Below are 15,817 nucleotides of genomic sequence, written 5' to 3' on the forward strand. Positions count from 1 at the left end.
CAAAATCACATCGACAGGCAGACCGCCATCGCTGGCAAGCCAGCTCCCACAGGGGCCGTGCCCGCACGGGAGATCCTAGATGGCCATTACCGCAGCAACGGATATGCACTCAATCAAAAATCCCCGTCGCCCAAAACAAAGCAATCGCCAGCAGGCTGGCTCCCACAGTAAACCGCGCACACCCGCAAAATCACATCGGCAGACAGACCGCCATCGCTGGCAAGCCAGCGCCCACAGGGATCGACGACGCCCGCAACGGTCAGATCAATCATCAACCCGCACGTTTGTGCAAATACTTCGCCCGCTCCGACAAACGCCGCTGCCAATCCTCAGCCAGCCCCGGCGCAGCCGCCAACGCCAGCAAATCATCAATCACCGGCCGATGCGACAACTGCACCTGCCAGAACTCATCAATGGAAAACCGCGCCGAGTGCCGCTCAAGCAACTCGATCCGGTCCCCCGCCTCAAACCCACCCGGCTGAATGACCCGGTAATACCACCCAGTGATGCGCTCCCTGGCGACAAACATCGACATGTGCTCAGCATCAAACCGGTGATTGATCTTCCAACAAGGGCTGCGCGGTTGCGACACCTGCAACACCGCGCTGCCGACCTGGAACACATCACCGATGTGCACGCTGACCTCACACAGCCCGAGTGCCGAGATGTTTTCCCCGAGGCTTCCCGCCTTCAACTCAGAGGCACTGCCAGGGAAAGCTTCAGCCAAGCGCGCATAGTGTTGCGCCGCATACTGATGAACGGCTTTTTCCGGACCGCCGTGCACGCGGCTGTCACCATGCTGATCGCCGACAATCCCTTGTCTCTCTACACGCACCGGCCCTTCACGGCGTTGCTTGTAGATGCCGGTTTGCTGGCCTTCGGGCTGCAAGACAGCCAAGCCTCCTGCGAAGACATGATCAATGTTTGAAGTCAGTTTCATCGGCGGACTGCGCTCGTTTCATAACGTTTCGAGCACTTTACTAATTCGCTGAAATGCTCGTAAAGTGATCATTAAATATGTCCACAATCACTTTATATGATGGGTGGTAACGATCATGGAAATGCGCCAGCTGAAGATTTTCTGCGCCGTGGCTGAACTGGGGAGTTTCACCGCCGCGGCTGTGCAGGTGAATACGGTGCAATCCAACGTCACCATGCGCGTCAAAGAGCTGGAAGCGGAGCTCAATCGCGAGCTGTTCATCCGCAAGAAGTCCGGCGTGGTACTGACCTCGGCGGGCGAAACTTTCCTGGGTTACGCCCGGCGCATTCTGCAACTGACCGAGGAAAGCCGCAGCGCATTGATGGACACCGGCAGCCCGACGGGCTTGTTGCGATTGGGCTCGATGGAGACCACCGCCGCCATCCGCTTGCCGCAAGTGTTGACCAAGTACCGCGAACAGTTTCCCGACGTGCAGTTATCGCTGCTGACGGGCACCACGGTGGAGTTGATCAAGGCGATTGAAGCGCATCGGCTCGATGGCGCGTTTGTCGGCGGCTTTCATCAGAATTCGGCGCTGGCCCAGGAAGAGGTGTTCACCGAAGAACTGGTGCTGGTCAGCAGCAACCAGTTTGAAACCCTGCCCGCCCTCATCGAAAAAATGCCTCAGCAAACCGTGCTGGTGTTTCGCACCGGGTGCTTCTATCGCTCGACGCTGGAGAACTGGTTTTATCAGGTCGGCCTGGTGCCGAACCAGATCATGGAACTGGGTACGCTCGACGGCATCCTGTCGTGCGTCGCCGCGGGAATGGGCGTAACCCTGTTGCCCAAGTCCATCGCAGAAAATTGCAGCGTGCGCCATGCGATCCGCTGTCACACACTGCCAGCGGAATTCGCCAATGTCTCCACGGTGTTCATTCGCCGTAATGACACGATGATCACCTCGGCGATGAGTGCCTTCATCGGCTTGGCGCAACAACAGATCGCCCGGCCGGCGGTGGCGTGAATCAAAACCTGTAGGAGCGAGCCTGCTCGCGATAGCGCGGGGTCAGTCAACGGTGATGTTGGATTTGCCATCGTCATCGCCAGCAGGCTGGCTCCCACAGGGGATCTGCGCTGCACACAAATTTTGTGCCTGGCAAAAATCCAGTGTAGGAGCGAGCCTGCTCGCGAAGGCTTTGCGTCAGTCAGCGGTGATGTTGAATCTGCTACTGCCAGCCGAGCGTCCTTCTCGGCTCCTGCAAGAACCGCCCGGTGGCGGCATGGTCGGTGACGGCAAGCTCGGCGACCGGTAGCCGCTCCAAACCCCGCGCCAACTCCGCCACGCGCTCCGCCGCCGGCACAACGCTGTGGATCTTGCCCACGCCCTGCCCCGCATACAGCGACAGTTTCTCGGCCATCCTTGGCTTGTCGATGGCCCGGGCGCCGCCGCCGATGAAACGCAACAGGTTCCATTTATCCCGATTGGGAATCACTCGATGGGGTGTGCCGTAGGTCCAGCCAAATGAGTAACCGGTACGGTACTCGGTGTCGTCCGTGGTCGCCTCGACGATTTTCTGTTTGTACAGCGGATGGGCATTGGATTCATCGGTGGCGATGAACGCGGTGCCCACCACCACCCCGCTTGCACCCAGCGACATCAGCGCCCGGACGTCGTCACCCTGGGCGATGCCGCCCGCCGCCAGAACCGGCCGGCCTTCGCAAACCGCAAGGATCGAGGTCAACAACGGCATGATGCCGATCGTGCCGCGATTGAGATGCCCGCCACTCTCACTGCCCTGGGCGATGATGATGTCCGCACCCTGGGCAATGGCGATGTTGGCCAGTTCCACCGACCCCGCTTGCACCATCACGATCAGCCCGGCGTCCTTGGCCCGGGGGATCATGTCGGCGGCATACTTCTCGGCATAAAACAGCGACAACAGTTTGGGCTTTTCCTGGAGGATCACCTGGAACTGCGCTTCGAACACATCCGGGCCACCGAATTGCGGCACCAGGTTCACGCCGAAAGGTCGGTCAGTCAGGGCACGGGTTTCCTGTATCCAGCGACGCAAGGTCAGTGGCGGCAGACGCAAGCCGCCAAGGACCCCCATCCCCCCCGCATTGGCCACGGCAGCCACCAGTTGCGGCCCGGAAATGGCCGCCATGCCGCCGAGGAAGATCGGGTACTGAACGCCGCAGAGCCGGGTAATGGCGTTACCGGCAAAATCAAGTCTGTCCTGGTTCATGACTCACAGCTCCACATGTTTGCCCAGCATCCGCTTGAGCGTGTTGTTCTTCAGGAGAAAGTGATTTTTGACCGCGCCGAAGATGTGCAGCGCCAGCCCGGCGAGAAACGCCGAGGCGCCGATGTTGAACAGCACATCGACCACATGCTTGAGTGACTCATTGACCGGCAGGATGCTCGGAATCCACCACCCACCCGGCAATTCCACCACTTCACCGGCTGCGCATCGTGAAGCCCAGACCGCAATCGGCAGCAGCACCATCGCCAGGGCGAGCGACACCGCCACCGAGCGGCTGATGATCACTTCGATAGGATTCGGCGTGCCCACCGGCAGTGGATGGTACGAAGTGATCCGCGCCCAGAATCGATAGATCGAGACGAGGAACAGCACCAGGCCCACCAGGTTTTGCAGCCTGCCGAGTTGCAGTTGCAGGGCTTCGCTGGCGGCGATATTGATCAACAGTTGCAGGCCGAAGATCGCCAGCAGGGAAAACGCCACGACCCAGTGCAAGGCCACGGTGATGGGTGAAAATCTCAAGCCATTGTCTCTAAGTTGCATGGCTGACTCCTTTTGCAGAGGTCGCAAATCAGGAAGGGAAAAGTCGCCGCGACGATCTCAGTGATTGACCGCCTGGGCGGCCCCGAGCCCGGTCTGGGCACGGATCAACTGGTCGTCGAAACGCTCGCGCTCAAGCACTGCACCGTGACTGCGGTCGGTAATGGAGCCCAGCCAGGTGAACAGGAACGCCACGTTCATCGAGATGATCGCCGGGTAGTCGTAGGGAAAGATCGCTTCGGCATTGCCCAGCACCTTGACCCACACCGCCGGCGAGAGCACGACCAGCCCGACCGCGCTCACCAAACCAGCGACCCCGCCGATCAGCGCACCGCGGGTTGTCAGCCCTTTCCAGTACATCGAGAGCACCAGAATCGGGAAGTTGACCGACGCGGCCACGCCAAACGTCAGCGCCACGAGGAACGCGATGTTCTGATCCTTGAACAGAATCCCCAGCACCACCGCGACGATACCAATGCCCACCGAAGCGATACGCGACACGCGACGCTCGTCGCTGGCATCGGCTTTGCCCTTGCGGACCACCATCACATACAGGTCATGGGAAATCGCCGATGTGCCCGCCATGGTCAGCCCGGACACCACCGCCAGAATCGTCGCGAATGCCACGGCGGAAATGAAGCCAAGCAACAGATCGCCACCCACGGCTTTGGCCAGGTGCATCACCGGCATGTTGCCGCCGCCGATCAATTTACCCGCCAGATTGCCGCCTTCGTAGAAGGCCGGATCCTGTCCGACGATGACAATGGCAGCCAACCCCAGCACCGCGACAATCAGGTAGAAAAAGCCAATGAACCCCGTGGCGACGAACACCGATTTGCGCGCCTGCTTGGCGTCCGGCACGGTAAAGAAGCGCATGAGGATGTGCGGCAGCCCGGCCGTGCCGAACACCAATCCCAATGCCAGCGAAATCAACGACAGCGGATCGGCCACCAGTTTGCTCGGCAGCAGAATCCGTTCGCCATCGTGGTGCGCGGCCACGGCTTTTTCGAACAGCAGATCGAAGGAAAAGCCGAACTTGCTCAGCGCCAGAAAGGCCAACAGCGTGCCGCCTACCAGCAACAACCCGGCCTTGATGATCTGCACCCACGTCGTCGCAACCATGCCACCAAACGTCACGTACACCGCCATCAACAGGCCGACGGCAATCACTGCATAGTTGTAAGGCAGGCCGAACAACAGCTGAATCAGCTGCCCTGCCCCCACCATCTGCACCACCAGATAAAAGCACACCACCGTCAGCGAGCCGAAAGCGGTCAGGGTGCGGATGCGGTTTTGGTCGAGACGAAACGAGGCGATGTCGGAAATGGTGATACGCCCCAGATTGCGGATGCGCTCGGCGAACAGAAACAACAACAGTGGCCAGGCGACAAAGAAGCTGATCGAATACAGCACACCGTCGAAGCCGTTGAAGAAGATCATGCTGGTGACCCCCAGCAACGCCGCCGCCGACATGTAGTCACCGGCCAGTGCCAGGCCATTCTGGAAACCGCTGATACCACCGCCGGCGGTGTAGAAATCGTCCATGGATTTGGTCTTGGACGCGGCCCAATAGGTGATGCCCAGGGTCGTCACGACGAAGACCAGGAACATGCTGATCGCCGTGATGTTGATCGGTTGTTTTTCGACGTTCTGGATGACGTCGCCGGCCATGGCGCGCGCGGCGAATACGCACAACAGAACCGGAAGGATGAGGTTCACAAGCAGGCGTTTCATACGATGGCCCCCGCGCGGATTTCTGCAGTCAGGTCATCGAATTCACCGTTGGCACGATGAATATAGAGCCCGGTAAACAACCAGGCCCCAACGATGAACACCGCGCCCAAAGGCCAACCGATGCTGATGATGCTGGTGGCGGAAACCTTCGTCGCTAATAGTTGGGGAGCGAAAGCGGCGACGAGGATGAACGTGAAGTACGGGACAAGGGTTGCGGCGGTCAGGCAGGTGACGAACCGTCGCTGCCGTGAGACCAAATCCTTGTACCGGGGGTGGTTGCGAATTCTGGCTGACTCGGTTGCATGATTCACGTTGACTCCGTGTAGCAGTGGTTGCGTTATTGTTGTTCCACAGCCTCAGATTCAGACTCGATCCGCCACTGGCTGCGGTATCTGTGCCCCTTCAACCTATGCCTGGCAGGTGATCATGTAAAATGATCATTAATGATTCCGTTGATCGTTTTTGGTGAATCTAAAGCGTCGTTTCACTTGTCTTCAATGGACCTCGTCTCTAATCTCCTTGTAGCGTTAGCCATAGCAATGGCTATTACTTTTTGAGATAGGTGATGTCGATGGATGTAGCGGATCTCAAGGTGGTGGACGCGGTGGCGCGCCACGGCAGCATGAACAAGGCCGCCTCCGAACTGAACACCGTGCAGTCGAATGTTTCTTCGAGGATTCGCTCGCTGGAAGACGAGCTCGGGGTTGCGTTGTTCCAGCGCAGCGCCAAAGGCGTGCAGGTGACGCCCGCCGGCCGCCGCATCCTGCCTTTTGCCGCGCGCTTATCGAAATTGCTGACCGACGCCTCCAGCGCTGCCCGCGATGACGGCCATCCCAAAGGCGTGATGGAAATCGGCACGCTGGAAACCACCCTCGCGTTACGTTTGCCACAGCTGATCGCCCGGTTCGCCAAGGCCTATCCCGAGGTCCGCCCGGTGGTGCGCACCGGCACCACGTGCAGCCTGATCCAGGACGTCCTCGACTGTAAGCTGGAGGGGGCGTTCGTGGTCGGGCCAGTCAATCACCCGGAACTGCACACTGAAGTCGCCTTTCGCGAAGAACTGGTGCTGATCACTTCACCAACGATGCTGCGCATGGACGATGTCGCCTTGGTCGAGAACCTCAAGACCGTGGTATTTCGCCTTGGCTGCTCCTATCGGCAACGCCTGGACACGCTGCTGACCCAGCTCGGCGTGCTGGCGCCCGAGCCGCTGGAATTCGGCTCGATCGAAGCCATCATTGCCTGCGTTTCCGCCGGCGTCGGCATCACGCTCTTGCCCAGAGGCGTCATCGCCGACGCGGCGCGCGCGGGTTTGGTGACGGTGCATGAACTGCCCGCGGAACTGGCTCACGTGGAGACAGTGTTCGTGCGGCGCATCGACGGCTATTTTTCCAGTGCGCTGGCGACCTTTCTGCAAAGCGTGCGTGTAGAGGGCGTCACTGCCGCGCTGTAAAGCCGGGCATCGCAGTCAAACGGGTTTTCACCCAGCCGTTGACTGCAGCGCAGAACACCAGCAGCGCGGCGGTCAGCAAAAACACCTGGTGCAAGCCAAAATGCGCGCCGATCTGGCCACCGATCAATGGCCCGATCACCTGCCCTGAAAACTGCGCCGATTGCAGGTAACCGAGAATTTTGCCGGTGTTGTGTTCTGCCACCGAATGGCGGATCAACTTGGCAATGGCCGGCAGCAGCCCGGCAATGCTCATGCCCATGAGCCCCCGTAACACCGCCAGTTGCCACCATTGCGTGACGTAGGCTTGAGGGACCATCAGCAGGCCAGTCAGTAGCAGACAGCCGATGATCACATTCCAGCTGCCGACCCGATCGGCCAGTGCCCCCAACCTGGCGGCGGTCAAGATACTGCCTAGCGCCGAACAGGCCATCACCACACCAGCGATCCGCGCCTGCTCATCCAGGGCGACGCCAAGGTGGCCAATGTAAACGGTGATGATCGGCTCGATCGACATGTTGGCCAGCAACACCATCATCGCGGTCAGCAACAGTGCGCCGATGACAGGCCATCGGGAACGTTCATCCGGTGCCTGATTGTTGTCGACTCGTCGAGCACCATCCCGAGCCCGATTGAAGTCCTCGCGGATGAGCGCGATGGTGGTGACTGCCGCCAGCGCAATCATCGCGCCACCGACGAAAAACGTGCCGCGAATGCCTACCCATTGCGGCAGGAATCCGCCCACCAGCGGCCCGATCAAATTACCGGACAACGCCCCTGTCGACAGCACGCCCAAGGCCCAACCGGCCTTTTCCCTCGGCACCTGGGAACCGATCATGACAATAGAGGCTGACGCATAGCCGCCGATCAGCCCGGCGACCAGTCGCAGTACCACCAGATCGGTGACGTCCCGCGCCAGGCCGATCAGCGACATAACGATGGCCATGCCGATGGCCGCACGCACCAGCATCGGCTTGCGCCCGAAACGATCAGCCAGCCGACCCCACAGCGGCGCGGTAATCGCCGTGCCGAAAAACGTTGCGCCGAACGCCACGGCGGACCACTGCACCACATCGGCCTGGCTGGTCACGCCCAGTTGTTGCACATAGAGCGGCAGGAACGGCAACAGCATGCTCAGGCTCACCAGCGTGGTGAACGAACCGAACACACAAACGGCAAGGTTGCGACGCCAGTAAAGTCGATTGCGCTCGGCATAATTCATTTCACCAGAGGCTCCGCTGTCGGACGCTGGAAAGCCGCCAGCACATCGATGACGAAGGCCAGCAACATGGCCAGCGTGCCGATGAGAAACAGCAGACTGTAATTGCCGCCACTGGAGGAAAACAGGAACGACAGGCCATAAGCGGCGACGGCCTGGAACAGCGCAAATCCGACCGTGGCGGTTTGCCAGGCTGACGTCTGTCGAGCCGGATGATGGGCGAGAATTTCATGCACGCGGCCCAGTACCAACGGCACGGTTCCGGTGACAAAGGCGCCGACGATGACACTGGAAGCCATCAGCCAGACGCTGCCAACTCCGAAAGCCGGAACTGCGACGCAAACGGCCTCGATGATGAACGACACTCGCAATGCGCGACCGAAGCCGACCCGATCCGCCAGCAGCCCGGCCAACAACGGCCCGACGGTCGCGCCGATGCCGAACAGCACCCAATATTGCGCACCGGTTTGCAAACCCTGGCCCAGGCCGCGAGCGACGAAATCCACCAGGAAAATCATGTGTGGCACCCAACCGGCAGCGTTGAGTGCGTATTCGGCATACAGCGCCTTGAGTGTGCGGTTAGCGGCAAAGTGACGCGGATGTGAGGTGCCGCTGACCGGGGCATCCGCGGTCGGCCATCCCCACCAGGCCAGCACTGTCAGCAACAGGGAGATCAGGCCGAGGCCGAGCCAGGTCTGTTCAAGACCCTGCTGCAACAACAATGGCACCAGCGTCCCCGAAGCCGCGATTCCGACGCCCACGCCCATGAAGATCAGGCCACCGGCCAGGCCTCGGCGGGATGGCGGAACGTGGGCCAGGACCGTTGGCGCGGCGAGGACCATCAAGGCCCCGCCGGCAACGCCCGAAAGAAAACGCCAGGCAAAAAACCAGGCGAAAGACACCGGCCAGGCGCAGGCAAAAAACGCGATGCTTGCCAGTAGCATCATCGCCCGCAGGGTAAATCGGGTTGAGGTTTTCGCCGCCAGTGAGCGGCCGAAAATCGCTCCCGCCAGGTAGCCGGCAAGGTTCGCCGCCCCCAGGTAGGCCGCCCGGGAAGCGTCGAACCAATGCGCCCCGACCAGCGCTGGCAGCAACGGCGTGTAGGCAAATCGCGCCAGGCCGATCCCCACGAGGCTGGCCGAAAAACCGGCCACCGTTCCGCGCCAGACGCTGGCGGGTGGTGACGCGATACCGGTCGTGATTGACTTCACAGTGTTCATCGTCTGGCCCTCTTTCTTCAGTTGGGCCGACTGTACGCGCGCGCAAGATATCTCAATAAACGAATTAAACAGGTATCGGTTATCTTTCTTACAGATAAGGTGGACACACGCTCCGTTAGTTACACCGTGTATCAACAGTAATTCCGCAACCACCCTATATCTTCACCCCCGGGCTTTTTTACAGTGGCCGATGCACTGCGTTCTTTCCCTCCACGAGCGAAACTCCATGCCCCACGACTTGAATCATCTTGATGCCGCGCTGGCTGCCTACCCACGGGTGACTTTGCTCGAAGGCCCGACACCGATCCAGAAACTGACCCGCCTGAGCCAGTTGCCCGAACTCAATGGGTGCAACGTCTACGTCAAACGCGATGACCTCACCGGCCTCGGCGGTGGCGGCAACAAGTTGCGCAAACTGGAGTTTCTACTGGGGCAAGCCCTGGCCGAAAACGCCGATACGCTGGTGACCTGGGGTGGTTTTCAATCCAATCATGCGCGGCTGACCGCCGCGGTCGCCGCACGCCATGGCTTGGCATGCGAACTGATTCTGACGCCGTCAGCCGTGCGCACCGATAACGATTTCTGCCACAACGGCAATGTTCTGCTGGACGATCTGTTTGGCGCCAGCGTGCACCGACTGGCGCGGGGCGTGACCGCGGATGCCTACGCCGCCGAGTTGGTGGCAAAGCTCAGTGAATTGGGGAAAAAGCCCTTTGTCATGCCATTGGGCGGGTCCAGTCCCCGGGGCGCCCTGGGTTACGCTGCCTGCGCAGCAGAAATCCTGCATCAGGCTGACGCATTGAACCTGCAGTTCGAACGGATCATCGTGCCCAATGGCAGTGCCGGAACCCACTCGGGCTTGCTGGCTGGCATGACGCTCGCCCGCTCGGCAACGCAGATTACCGGTTACTCGGTATTGGCAGACGAACAACAAGCGCTGGCCACGACGCTTGAAAAAACCCGGCAGACCTTGCACCTGCTCGATCCCACCGCAACACTGGTTGAAAGCACAATCAACGTCGACGGCAGCCAACGCGGCGACGCCTACGGTGCGCCCACCGACGCGATGCTGGAAGCCGTGCGCCTGCTGGCTTCAAAAGAAGGCTTGCTCACCGATCCCGTTTACGGTGGCAAGGCGTTTGCCGGACTGCTGGCCGCTATTGGCCGAGGTGAATTCCCGCAGGGCAGTAACCTGTTGTTTGTCATGACTGGCGGCTTGCCCGGGCTGTTTGCCTATCGAAGCGCGTTCGTCTGACTTGGCACTTCACCAGACATAAAAAAACCTCCCCGGGCACAAATCCGGGGAGGTTTTTTTACAGCTGTGTCGAGTGATCAGCCTTGGGCCTTGCTCATCTTGGTGAACAGTTCGGTCGGTACTTTCTTGCCGTTGGAGGTGTATTGATTGGTGCGGAACTTGTAGACCTCGCCTTCGGAGAGGAAACCGTCGTTGTTGGTGTCCATCGCCTTGAATTCTTCACCACCCTGCGGGGCTACGGTCAGCAGTTCCTTGAGCGAAACGCGGCCATCGTGGTCGGTGTCGGTACGGGCGAACGAAGCGTCGCCGCATTTGCCTTCACCGCACTTGCCTTCGCCAGCCTTGGTCGCTTTCGCGCCGGCTTCGTCGGCACCGCATTTGCCTTCACCACATTTGCCTTCACTGGTTTTTTCCGCCGAGGCCAGCTGATAGCCCTGAGGCAGAGCGTCGGCAGCGAATGCGGTCGATGCCAGATTCATGCTGCCGGCCAGTGCAACAGCGATCAGGCCAATACGGGATTTGTTCGACATACGGGACATGGTGATTCTCCGGATACTGTGTGCGGCCAGGCCGCTAAGGTCATTGCCACTAAGGGCGATAAGCCGTGGTGCGAGGCGCATCTGCTTTCTCGCTAAGGCAGGGCTATTTGACTGCAACCGTGTATCCAGGATGTATCGGCTTGCAGGGCATTTGTAAGCCAGTCTCCGAACAAGGGCTGCGGATACACAGCGATACACTTGCCCAGGCACTGCTTTACCCAATCACGTTCGCAAACACCGATTGGTCGACGTTGGCGCCGGACAGAATCACGCCAACCCGTTTTCCCTGCATCGCTTCACGCTCCTGCATGAGCGCCGCCAGGGCCGCTGCGCCCGCCCCTTCGGCGAGGTTGTGGGTGTCGGTGTAATACACCCGCATGGCCTCGGCAATCTGCTGATCATTGACCGATACGATTCGCGCCGCACCGTGGGCGTACACAGCAAAGGCTTCAGCAATCGGTTTGCGCACCGCCAGGCCGTCGGCAAAGGTATCGGCCGAGGCGGTTTCGCATATTGCTCCCGTGTCGAACGATAACTTCGCGGCGGCAGCTTCGCTGGAAACCACGCCCACCACTTCAGTCTTCAAACCCAGCGCATCACGGGCGGCGATCACTGCGCAAATCCCCGAACCACAGCCGATCGGCACGTAGACGCTATCCAGATCCGGCGCAGCCTTGAACAGCTCCAGCGCATAGGTGGCCACGCCTTTGACCAGCTCAGGATGGAACGGCGGCACCAGGTACAGGCCTTGGGCCTGTGCCAGGCGTGCAGCCTCTTCGCGGGCCTCATCGAAATCGCGGCCATACTCCACCACTTCGCCGCCGAAGCCGCGCATGGCGTTGTTCTTTTCCAGGGAATTGCCTTGCGGCACGACGATCAAGGCGCGCAAGCCCACCGCACCTGCCGCCAGTGCCAGGCTTTGTCCATGATTGCCTCGGGTGGCGCTGACGATGCCCTGCACATCGGGATGCTCGCGTTTAAGCCAATGCATGAAGGTAATGCCACCGCGCACCTTGAACGCACCGGTCGGCGTGTGGTTTTCATGCTTGACCCACACCGTGCAACCCAACCGTTGCGCCAGCAAGGGCCAGGGGTATTGGGCAGTGGCAGGCATGACCTGATAAACACGTTGGGCCGCTTGTTCGATGTCGTCGCGAGTCAGTCTGTGCATGAGTTGTTCCCCTGAGGTTTTGCCCAGTGTAGATACGCCGCCCTCTACCGGCTTTCAGAAAACTGACCTGACTTTTCTACCCGCGGTTGATTAGTATGGTCTTCATGAGCCATCGAAACCGCCAACCGTCACCCCCACCGCCTGAACCGGTCCGCCGTGTCGAAGTCGGGCCGTGGCTGATCGAATTGCTCCCCGGCTGCGCCTACGCGACCCGCTATGTCGCGCCTCAATCGGCGATTGGCTTTGCCTACGACAGCCAGCGAGGCGTGCACGCGATCGGCAGCGACCGGGTGCTGCCCTTCAATGCCGTGCCTAACGGCCTGGCGTTTGTACCTGCCGGGTGTGACGTTTTATCCGAATCCCCAAGGGGCGGCGAGTACCTGCGAGTGCTGCGCACTGACGGTATCGCGCTGGCGGGCGACCGTGCCTTCAACAACCGCATCGACCCGCAAGCCACGAACCTCGCCCTGCGACTGCGCAGCGCCTTGTTGCGGGCATCCGTGGAGGATGACTGGGAGGCCTGGGCGCTCGCCTTGGCGCAAAGGACGACGGCTAACACCGCATGCGCAACCCCGACCGCTGACGCGATAACCGGCAATCGCCTGCGTTTGCTCGATGAGTTCATTGACGCTGGCCTCGATGGCCCGCTGGGAGTTCAGGCAATGGCGCAATTGCTGGGCTTGTCCGAAGGCTACTTCATGCGGGCATTCAAACGTGCCACCGGCAAGAGCCCGCACAGTTACCTGATCGACCGACGTCTCGCCAAAGCCCGCGCCCTGATGCGCGACTCGACCGCCACGCTGACGGAAATCGCCTACCGTTGCGGTTTCAACTCCCAGGCGCACATGGCGACCCTGTTCAGGCAACGCCTGGGTGTGAGTCCGGCGCAGTTGCGCAGGAATTCGCAATCGGGTTAGCACCTGATCTTCACGCTGCTCAACCGCTCTACTCTCCAAGCCTGCGTGGCGCACGCACGTGTCTGCGCTGCCATGAAAATGCGTCGCGGTGTCATTTTCATAAGCTTTGGCAGTTGATTTTTTTCTTGTCGATTGCTGGCGACACCCTCTTTTGCGCGTCATGCAAACACCGCAATTGCCACCGGGATGAACTACTCTCCAAAAACAAATCCGCAGATCGAAGAAACAGTGCGCAAGGTCGAAACCACCGCAGTGCTGGTGGCACCAACCGACCATTCTTCGGGACCCGGCATCCCTGATCGCATCACCCGGAGTACGCTCCGTGAGAACCAAACAGTCCCTGCTTGCTCTGCTGTTGCTTACCTTGCTGTTTGGTGGCTGTACAACTCCCAATGTCCCTAACAAACCCAGTCAAGCCTTGCCTGCGAGCGATTCGGCGTTCGGACGTTCTATCCAGGCCCAGGCAGCCCCGCATCAAGGCCAGTCGGGCTTTCGTTTGCTATCCGATAGCGCTGAAGCTTTCACCGCCCGCGCCGAACTGATTCGCAACGCTCAACGCAGCCTCGACTTGCAGTACTACATCGTTCACGACGGTATCAGTACGCGGATACTGGTGAGCGAACTGCTCGACGCCGCCGACCGCGGAGTCCGTGTGCGGATACTGCTCGATGACACCACCAGCGATGACCTGGACCGAATTATCGCGTCGCTGGCTGCGCACCCCAAGATTCAGATCCGGGTATTCAATCCGCTGCACCTGGGCCGCAGCACCGTTGTGACGCGAACGATGGGCCGGCTGTTCAACCTGTCGCAACAACACCGGCGCATGCACAACAAATTGTGGGTGGTGGACAACAGCGTGGCCATCGTCGGGGGGCGCAACCTGGGGGACGAGTATTTCGATGCCGAACCCAACAAGAATTTCACCGACATCGACATGCTCAGTGTCGGCCCGGTTGCAGAACAACTGGGACATAGTTTTGACCAGTACTGGAACAGTGCCCTGAGCAAGCCGATCGAGCAGTTCCTCTGGACCATGCCGACAACCAAGGACCTGAAGAATACGCGGACCCGACTGGACGAATCCCTGGAGGAAACGCGCATCCAGAATCACGCGCTCTACCAACAATTGATGAGCTACACCACTCATCCTCGCCTGCATGTCTGGCGCGGAGAACTGATCTGGGCCTGGAACATTGCGATGTGGGATGCACCGAGTAAGGTCTTGTCGGAAGGCGAACCACCCCCGTACTTGCTTTTGACTACTCAGTTGGCACCCGAGCTGAACGGGGTCACCAAGGAACTGATCATGGTTTCAGCCTACATGGTGCCTGGCCAACCCGGCGTGGTGTACTTGACCAGTCGTGCCGACGCCGGCGTGTCGATCAGCTTGCTGACCAACTCACTGGAAGCCACCGATGTACCCGCTGCACACGGTGGTTACGCGCCTTATCGCAAAACCTTGCTCAAGCATGGTGTGCAGTTGTTCGAATTGCGCCGCCAGTCCGGCGACAATGGCAACAGCGACAGCGGACCGCGCCTGTTTCACAGCGGATCCTCCAATAGTTCCGACTCCAGCCTGCATACCAAGGCGATGATTTTCGACCAGCAGAAAGCGTTCATCGGCTCGTTCAATTTTGACTCGCGCTCAATACTGTGGAACACCGAAGTCGGGGTGTTGGTGGATAATCCGCAACTTGCCGGACGGGTGCGCGAACTGGCCCTGGAAGGTATGTCACCGCCCCTCAGCTACCATGTCCTGCTGGAAAAGAACCAGTTGGTCTGGGTTACCGAGGACAACGGCAAACCGCATACATTGACCACGGAGCCAGGGAGTTGGTGGCGACGCTTCAATTCGTGGCTGAGCAGCACGATTGGGCTGGAGAAGATGTTATAGCCAACGTTGAGCACTGGAGTTAATCATGCAGATGTGGATGAGGCGCACGGCTCTGCTGATCAGCCGCTTGATAATGGCCGCGGGTATCAGCCTTTTCGCCATCGTCACTGAAGGGCAAGTTCTGCCCACACCTCAAGTCAATCAAGAGATAAAAGGCTTGCTGGACTTTGTCGAACACAGTGAGTGTCAGTTTGTGCGCAATGGAAACCAATACCCAGGTCCCCGGGCTCGAGCGCATCTGCAGAAGAAGCTGGATTATCTCGAAGACAAGAACAAGGTGCACAGCGCAGAAGACTTCATCGAGCTTGCTGCCACTAAAAGCAGTATGAGTGGCCGCGCCTATGAGGTGCGATGTTCAGATGTCGTGGAACCGGCCAGCACCTGGTTGAAGAGAGAGCTGCAGAGGCAGCGGCAACTCAAGAAGGGCAGCAACTGATTTTCTCACGGTGCTACATCTCTTCGCCTGCTTCAAAGAGACGCTTGACCGTCCGCTTTTGGCCGATTGCTGCCTGTCGTGAGGGGCTGCAATCGGCCCAGAGTGTGTAAAAACGCCGACCAAAAATCGAAGTGCGCGCTCCTATGTCAATCTAGAAAAGCGCGTGGGGTCAACAGACCTGAAATTTACATAGGCTCGAAATTTTTTGGTCGTTTTTAACCAGTCGAGCCCCCGTGAGAGTTTTTACACAGTCTGGGCC

General features: G+C 59.7%; 16 protein-coding genes. 6 read left to right on the forward strand and 10 right to left on the reverse strand.

From position 1 onward, the window contains the following. Nucleotides 1–113: 113 nt before the first annotated feature. On the reverse strand, nt 114–272 hold the full coding sequence (locus D8U18_RS28695; RefSeq protein ID WP_177434987.1) for a hypothetical protein: 159 nt from the start codon (nt 270–272) through the stop codon (nt 114–116). Then, nucleotides 272–940 (reverse strand): MOSC domain-containing protein, encoded by a 669-nt coding sequence (locus D8U18_RS04640; RefSeq protein ID WP_131107125.1) that lies wholly within the window; start codon nt 938–940, stop codon nt 272–274. The genes D8U18_RS28695 and D8U18_RS04640 overlap by 1 nt, the downstream gene beginning before the upstream one ends. Before the next feature lie 115 nt (nt 941–1,055). Here D8U18_RS04640 and D8U18_RS04645 point away from each other — a divergent pair, with 115 nt between their 5' ends. Beyond that, nucleotides 1,056–1,943, forward strand: coding sequence for a LysR family transcriptional regulator (locus D8U18_RS04645; protein WP_056856614.1), 888 nt, complete (start codon nt 1,056–1,058; stop codon nt 1,941–1,943). A 202-nt stretch (nt 1,944–2,145) separates the two neighbouring features. On the opposite strand, the gene D8U18_RS04650 is transcribed toward D8U18_RS04645, so the two are convergent. The 4 genes from D8U18_RS04650 to D8U18_RS04665 are packed head-to-tail and all read right to left on the reverse strand — an operon-like array spanning nt 2,146 to nt 5,765. Continuing rightward, entirely contained in the window at nt 2,146–3,165 is a 1,020-nt protein-coding gene (locus D8U18_RS04650) for a nitronate monooxygenase (protein ID WP_131107126.1), read from the reverse strand. 3 nt (nt 3,166–3,168) lie between these two features. Beyond that, on the reverse strand, nt 3,169–3,723 hold the full coding sequence (locus D8U18_RS04655; protein ID WP_130904539.1) for a cytochrome b/b6 domain-containing protein: 555 nt from the start codon (nt 3,721–3,723) through the stop codon (nt 3,169–3,171). Between the two features lie 57 nt (nt 3,724–3,780). Further along, nucleotides 3,781–5,454 (reverse strand): cation acetate symporter, encoded by a 1,674-nt coding sequence (locus tag D8U18_RS04660; RefSeq protein ID WP_131107127.1) that lies wholly within the window; start codon nt 5,452–5,454, stop codon nt 3,781–3,783. After that, on the reverse strand, nt 5,451–5,765 hold the full coding sequence (locus tag D8U18_RS04665; protein WP_056856618.1) for a DUF485 domain-containing protein: 315 nt from the start codon (nt 5,763–5,765) through the stop codon (nt 5,451–5,453). The genes D8U18_RS04660 and D8U18_RS04665 overlap by 4 nt, the downstream gene beginning before the upstream one ends. A 260-nt stretch (nt 5,766–6,025) precedes the next feature. Between D8U18_RS04665 and D8U18_RS04670 the strand changes: the two genes are divergently transcribed. Beyond that, the gene (locus D8U18_RS04670; RefSeq protein ID WP_131107128.1) at nt 6,026–6,907 is read left to right on the forward strand and encodes a LysR family transcriptional regulator; all 882 of its coding nucleotides are present in this window, start codon (nt 6,026–6,028) and stop codon (nt 6,905–6,907) included. Here D8U18_RS04670 and D8U18_RS04675 read toward each other — a convergent pair. Together D8U18_RS04675 and D8U18_RS04680 are read right to left on the reverse strand one after the other, a co-directional pair. Continuing rightward, nucleotides 6,891–8,126, reverse strand: coding sequence for an MFS transporter (locus D8U18_RS04675; protein ID WP_177434988.1), 1,236 nt, complete (start codon nt 8,124–8,126; stop codon nt 6,891–6,893). The two genes, D8U18_RS04670 and D8U18_RS04675, sit on opposite strands and share 17 nt — an antisense overlap. After that, the gene (locus D8U18_RS04680; protein ID WP_130907079.1) at nt 8,123–9,343 is read right to left on the reverse strand and encodes a YbfB/YjiJ family MFS transporter; all 1,221 of its coding nucleotides are present in this window, start codon (nt 9,341–9,343) and stop codon (nt 8,123–8,125) included. Before D8U18_RS04680 ends, D8U18_RS04675 begins: the two co-directional genes overlap by 4 nt. A gap of 226 nt (nt 9,344–9,569) precedes the next feature. Here D8U18_RS04680 and D8U18_RS04685 point away from each other — a divergent pair, with 226 nt between their 5' ends. Beyond that, nucleotides 9,570–10,598, forward strand: coding sequence for a D-cysteine desulfhydrase family protein (locus D8U18_RS04685; protein WP_131107130.1), 1,029 nt, complete (start codon nt 9,570–9,572; stop codon nt 10,596–10,598). A 77-nt stretch (nt 10,599–10,675) separates the two neighbouring features. Here the strand turns inward: D8U18_RS04685 and D8U18_RS04690 are convergent, their stop codons facing one another. After that, on the reverse strand, nt 10,676–11,137 hold the full coding sequence (locus D8U18_RS04690; protein WP_130930233.1) for a hypothetical protein: 462 nt from the start codon (nt 11,135–11,137) through the stop codon (nt 10,676–10,678). A 214-nt stretch (nt 11,138–11,351) separates the two neighbouring features. Continuing rightward, a complete protein-coding gene (locus tag D8U18_RS04695) occupies nt 11,352–12,308 on the reverse strand; it encodes a threonine dehydratase (protein WP_131107131.1) in 957 nt (318 codons plus the stop codon). 95 nt (nt 12,309–12,403) lie between these two features. On the opposite strand from D8U18_RS04695, the gene D8U18_RS04700 reads away from it, so the two are divergent. The 3 genes from D8U18_RS04700 (at nt 12,404) to D8U18_RS04710 (ending at nt 15,558) form a co-directional block, all read left to right on the forward strand. Further along, nucleotides 12,404–13,225, forward strand: coding sequence for an AraC family transcriptional regulator (locus D8U18_RS04700; RefSeq protein WP_131107132.1), 822 nt, complete (start codon nt 12,404–12,406; stop codon nt 13,223–13,225). Between the two features lie 322 nt (nt 13,226–13,547). Then, nucleotides 13,548–15,122, forward strand: a complete 1,575-nt coding sequence (locus tag D8U18_RS04705) for a phospholipase D family protein (RefSeq protein WP_131107133.1) — start codon at nt 13,548–13,550, stop codon at nt 15,120–15,122. Between the two features lie 25 nt (nt 15,123–15,147). After that, the gene (locus D8U18_RS04710) at nt 15,148–15,558 is read left to right on the forward strand and encodes a DUF5329 domain-containing protein (protein WP_131107134.1); all 411 of its coding nucleotides are present in this window, start codon (nt 15,148–15,150) and stop codon (nt 15,556–15,558) included. The last annotated feature ends 259 nt before the right edge of the window (nt 15,559–15,817 follow it).

It is taken from the genome of Pseudomonas sp. Sample_10, assembly GCF_004321495.1.
In the GTDB taxonomy this organism is placed as follows: Bacteria; Pseudomonadota; Gammaproteobacteria; order Pseudomonadales; family Pseudomonadaceae; genus Aquipseudomonas.

Coding starts and splice junctions, on each gene's coding strand:
- D8U18_RS28695 (WP_177434987.1), bottom strand. CDS start 272: ATGATTGATCTGACCGTTGCGGGCGTCGTCGATCCCTGTGGGCGCTGG.
- D8U18_RS04640 (WP_131107125.1), bottom strand. CDS start 940: ATGAAACTGACTTCAAACATTGATCATGTCTTCGCAGGAGGCTTGGCT.
- D8U18_RS04645 (WP_056856614.1), top strand. CDS start 1,056: ATGGAAATGCGCCAGCTGAAGATTTTCTGCGCCGTGGCTGAACTGGGG.
- D8U18_RS04650 (WP_131107126.1), bottom strand. CDS start 3,165: ATGAACCAGGACAGACTTGATTTTGCCGGTAACGCCATTACCCGGCTC.
- D8U18_RS04655 (WP_130904539.1), bottom strand. CDS start 3,723: ATGCAACTTAGAGACAATGGCTTGAGATTTTCACCCATCACCGTGGCC.
- D8U18_RS04660 (WP_131107127.1), bottom strand. CDS start 5,454: ATGAAACGCCTGCTTGTGAACCTCATCCTTCCGGTTCTGTTGTGCGTA.
- D8U18_RS04670 (WP_131107128.1), top strand. CDS start 6,026: ATGGATGTAGCGGATCTCAAGGTGGTGGACGCGGTGGCGCGCCACGGC.
- D8U18_RS04675 (WP_177434988.1), bottom strand. CDS start 8,126: ATGAATTATGCCGAGCGCAATCGACTTTACTGGCGTCGCAACCTTGCC.
- D8U18_RS04680 (WP_130907079.1), bottom strand. CDS start 9,343: ATGAACACTGTGAAGTCAATCACGACCGGTATCGCGTCACCACCCGCC.
- D8U18_RS04685 (WP_131107130.1), top strand. CDS start 9,570: ATGCCCCACGACTTGAATCATCTTGATGCCGCGCTGGCTGCCTACCCA.
- D8U18_RS04690 (WP_130930233.1), bottom strand. CDS start 11,137: ATGTCCCGTATGTCGAACAAATCCCGTATTGGCCTGATCGCTGTTGCA.
- D8U18_RS04695 (WP_131107131.1), bottom strand. CDS start 12,308: ATGCACAGACTGACTCGCGACGACATCGAACAAGCGGCCCAACGTGTT.
- D8U18_RS04700 (WP_131107132.1), top strand. CDS start 12,404: ATGGTCTTCATGAGCCATCGAAACCGCCAACCGTCACCCCCACCGCCT.
- D8U18_RS04710 (WP_131107134.1), top strand. CDS start 15,148: ATGCAGATGTGGATGAGGCGCACGGCTCTGCTGATCAGCCGCTTGATA.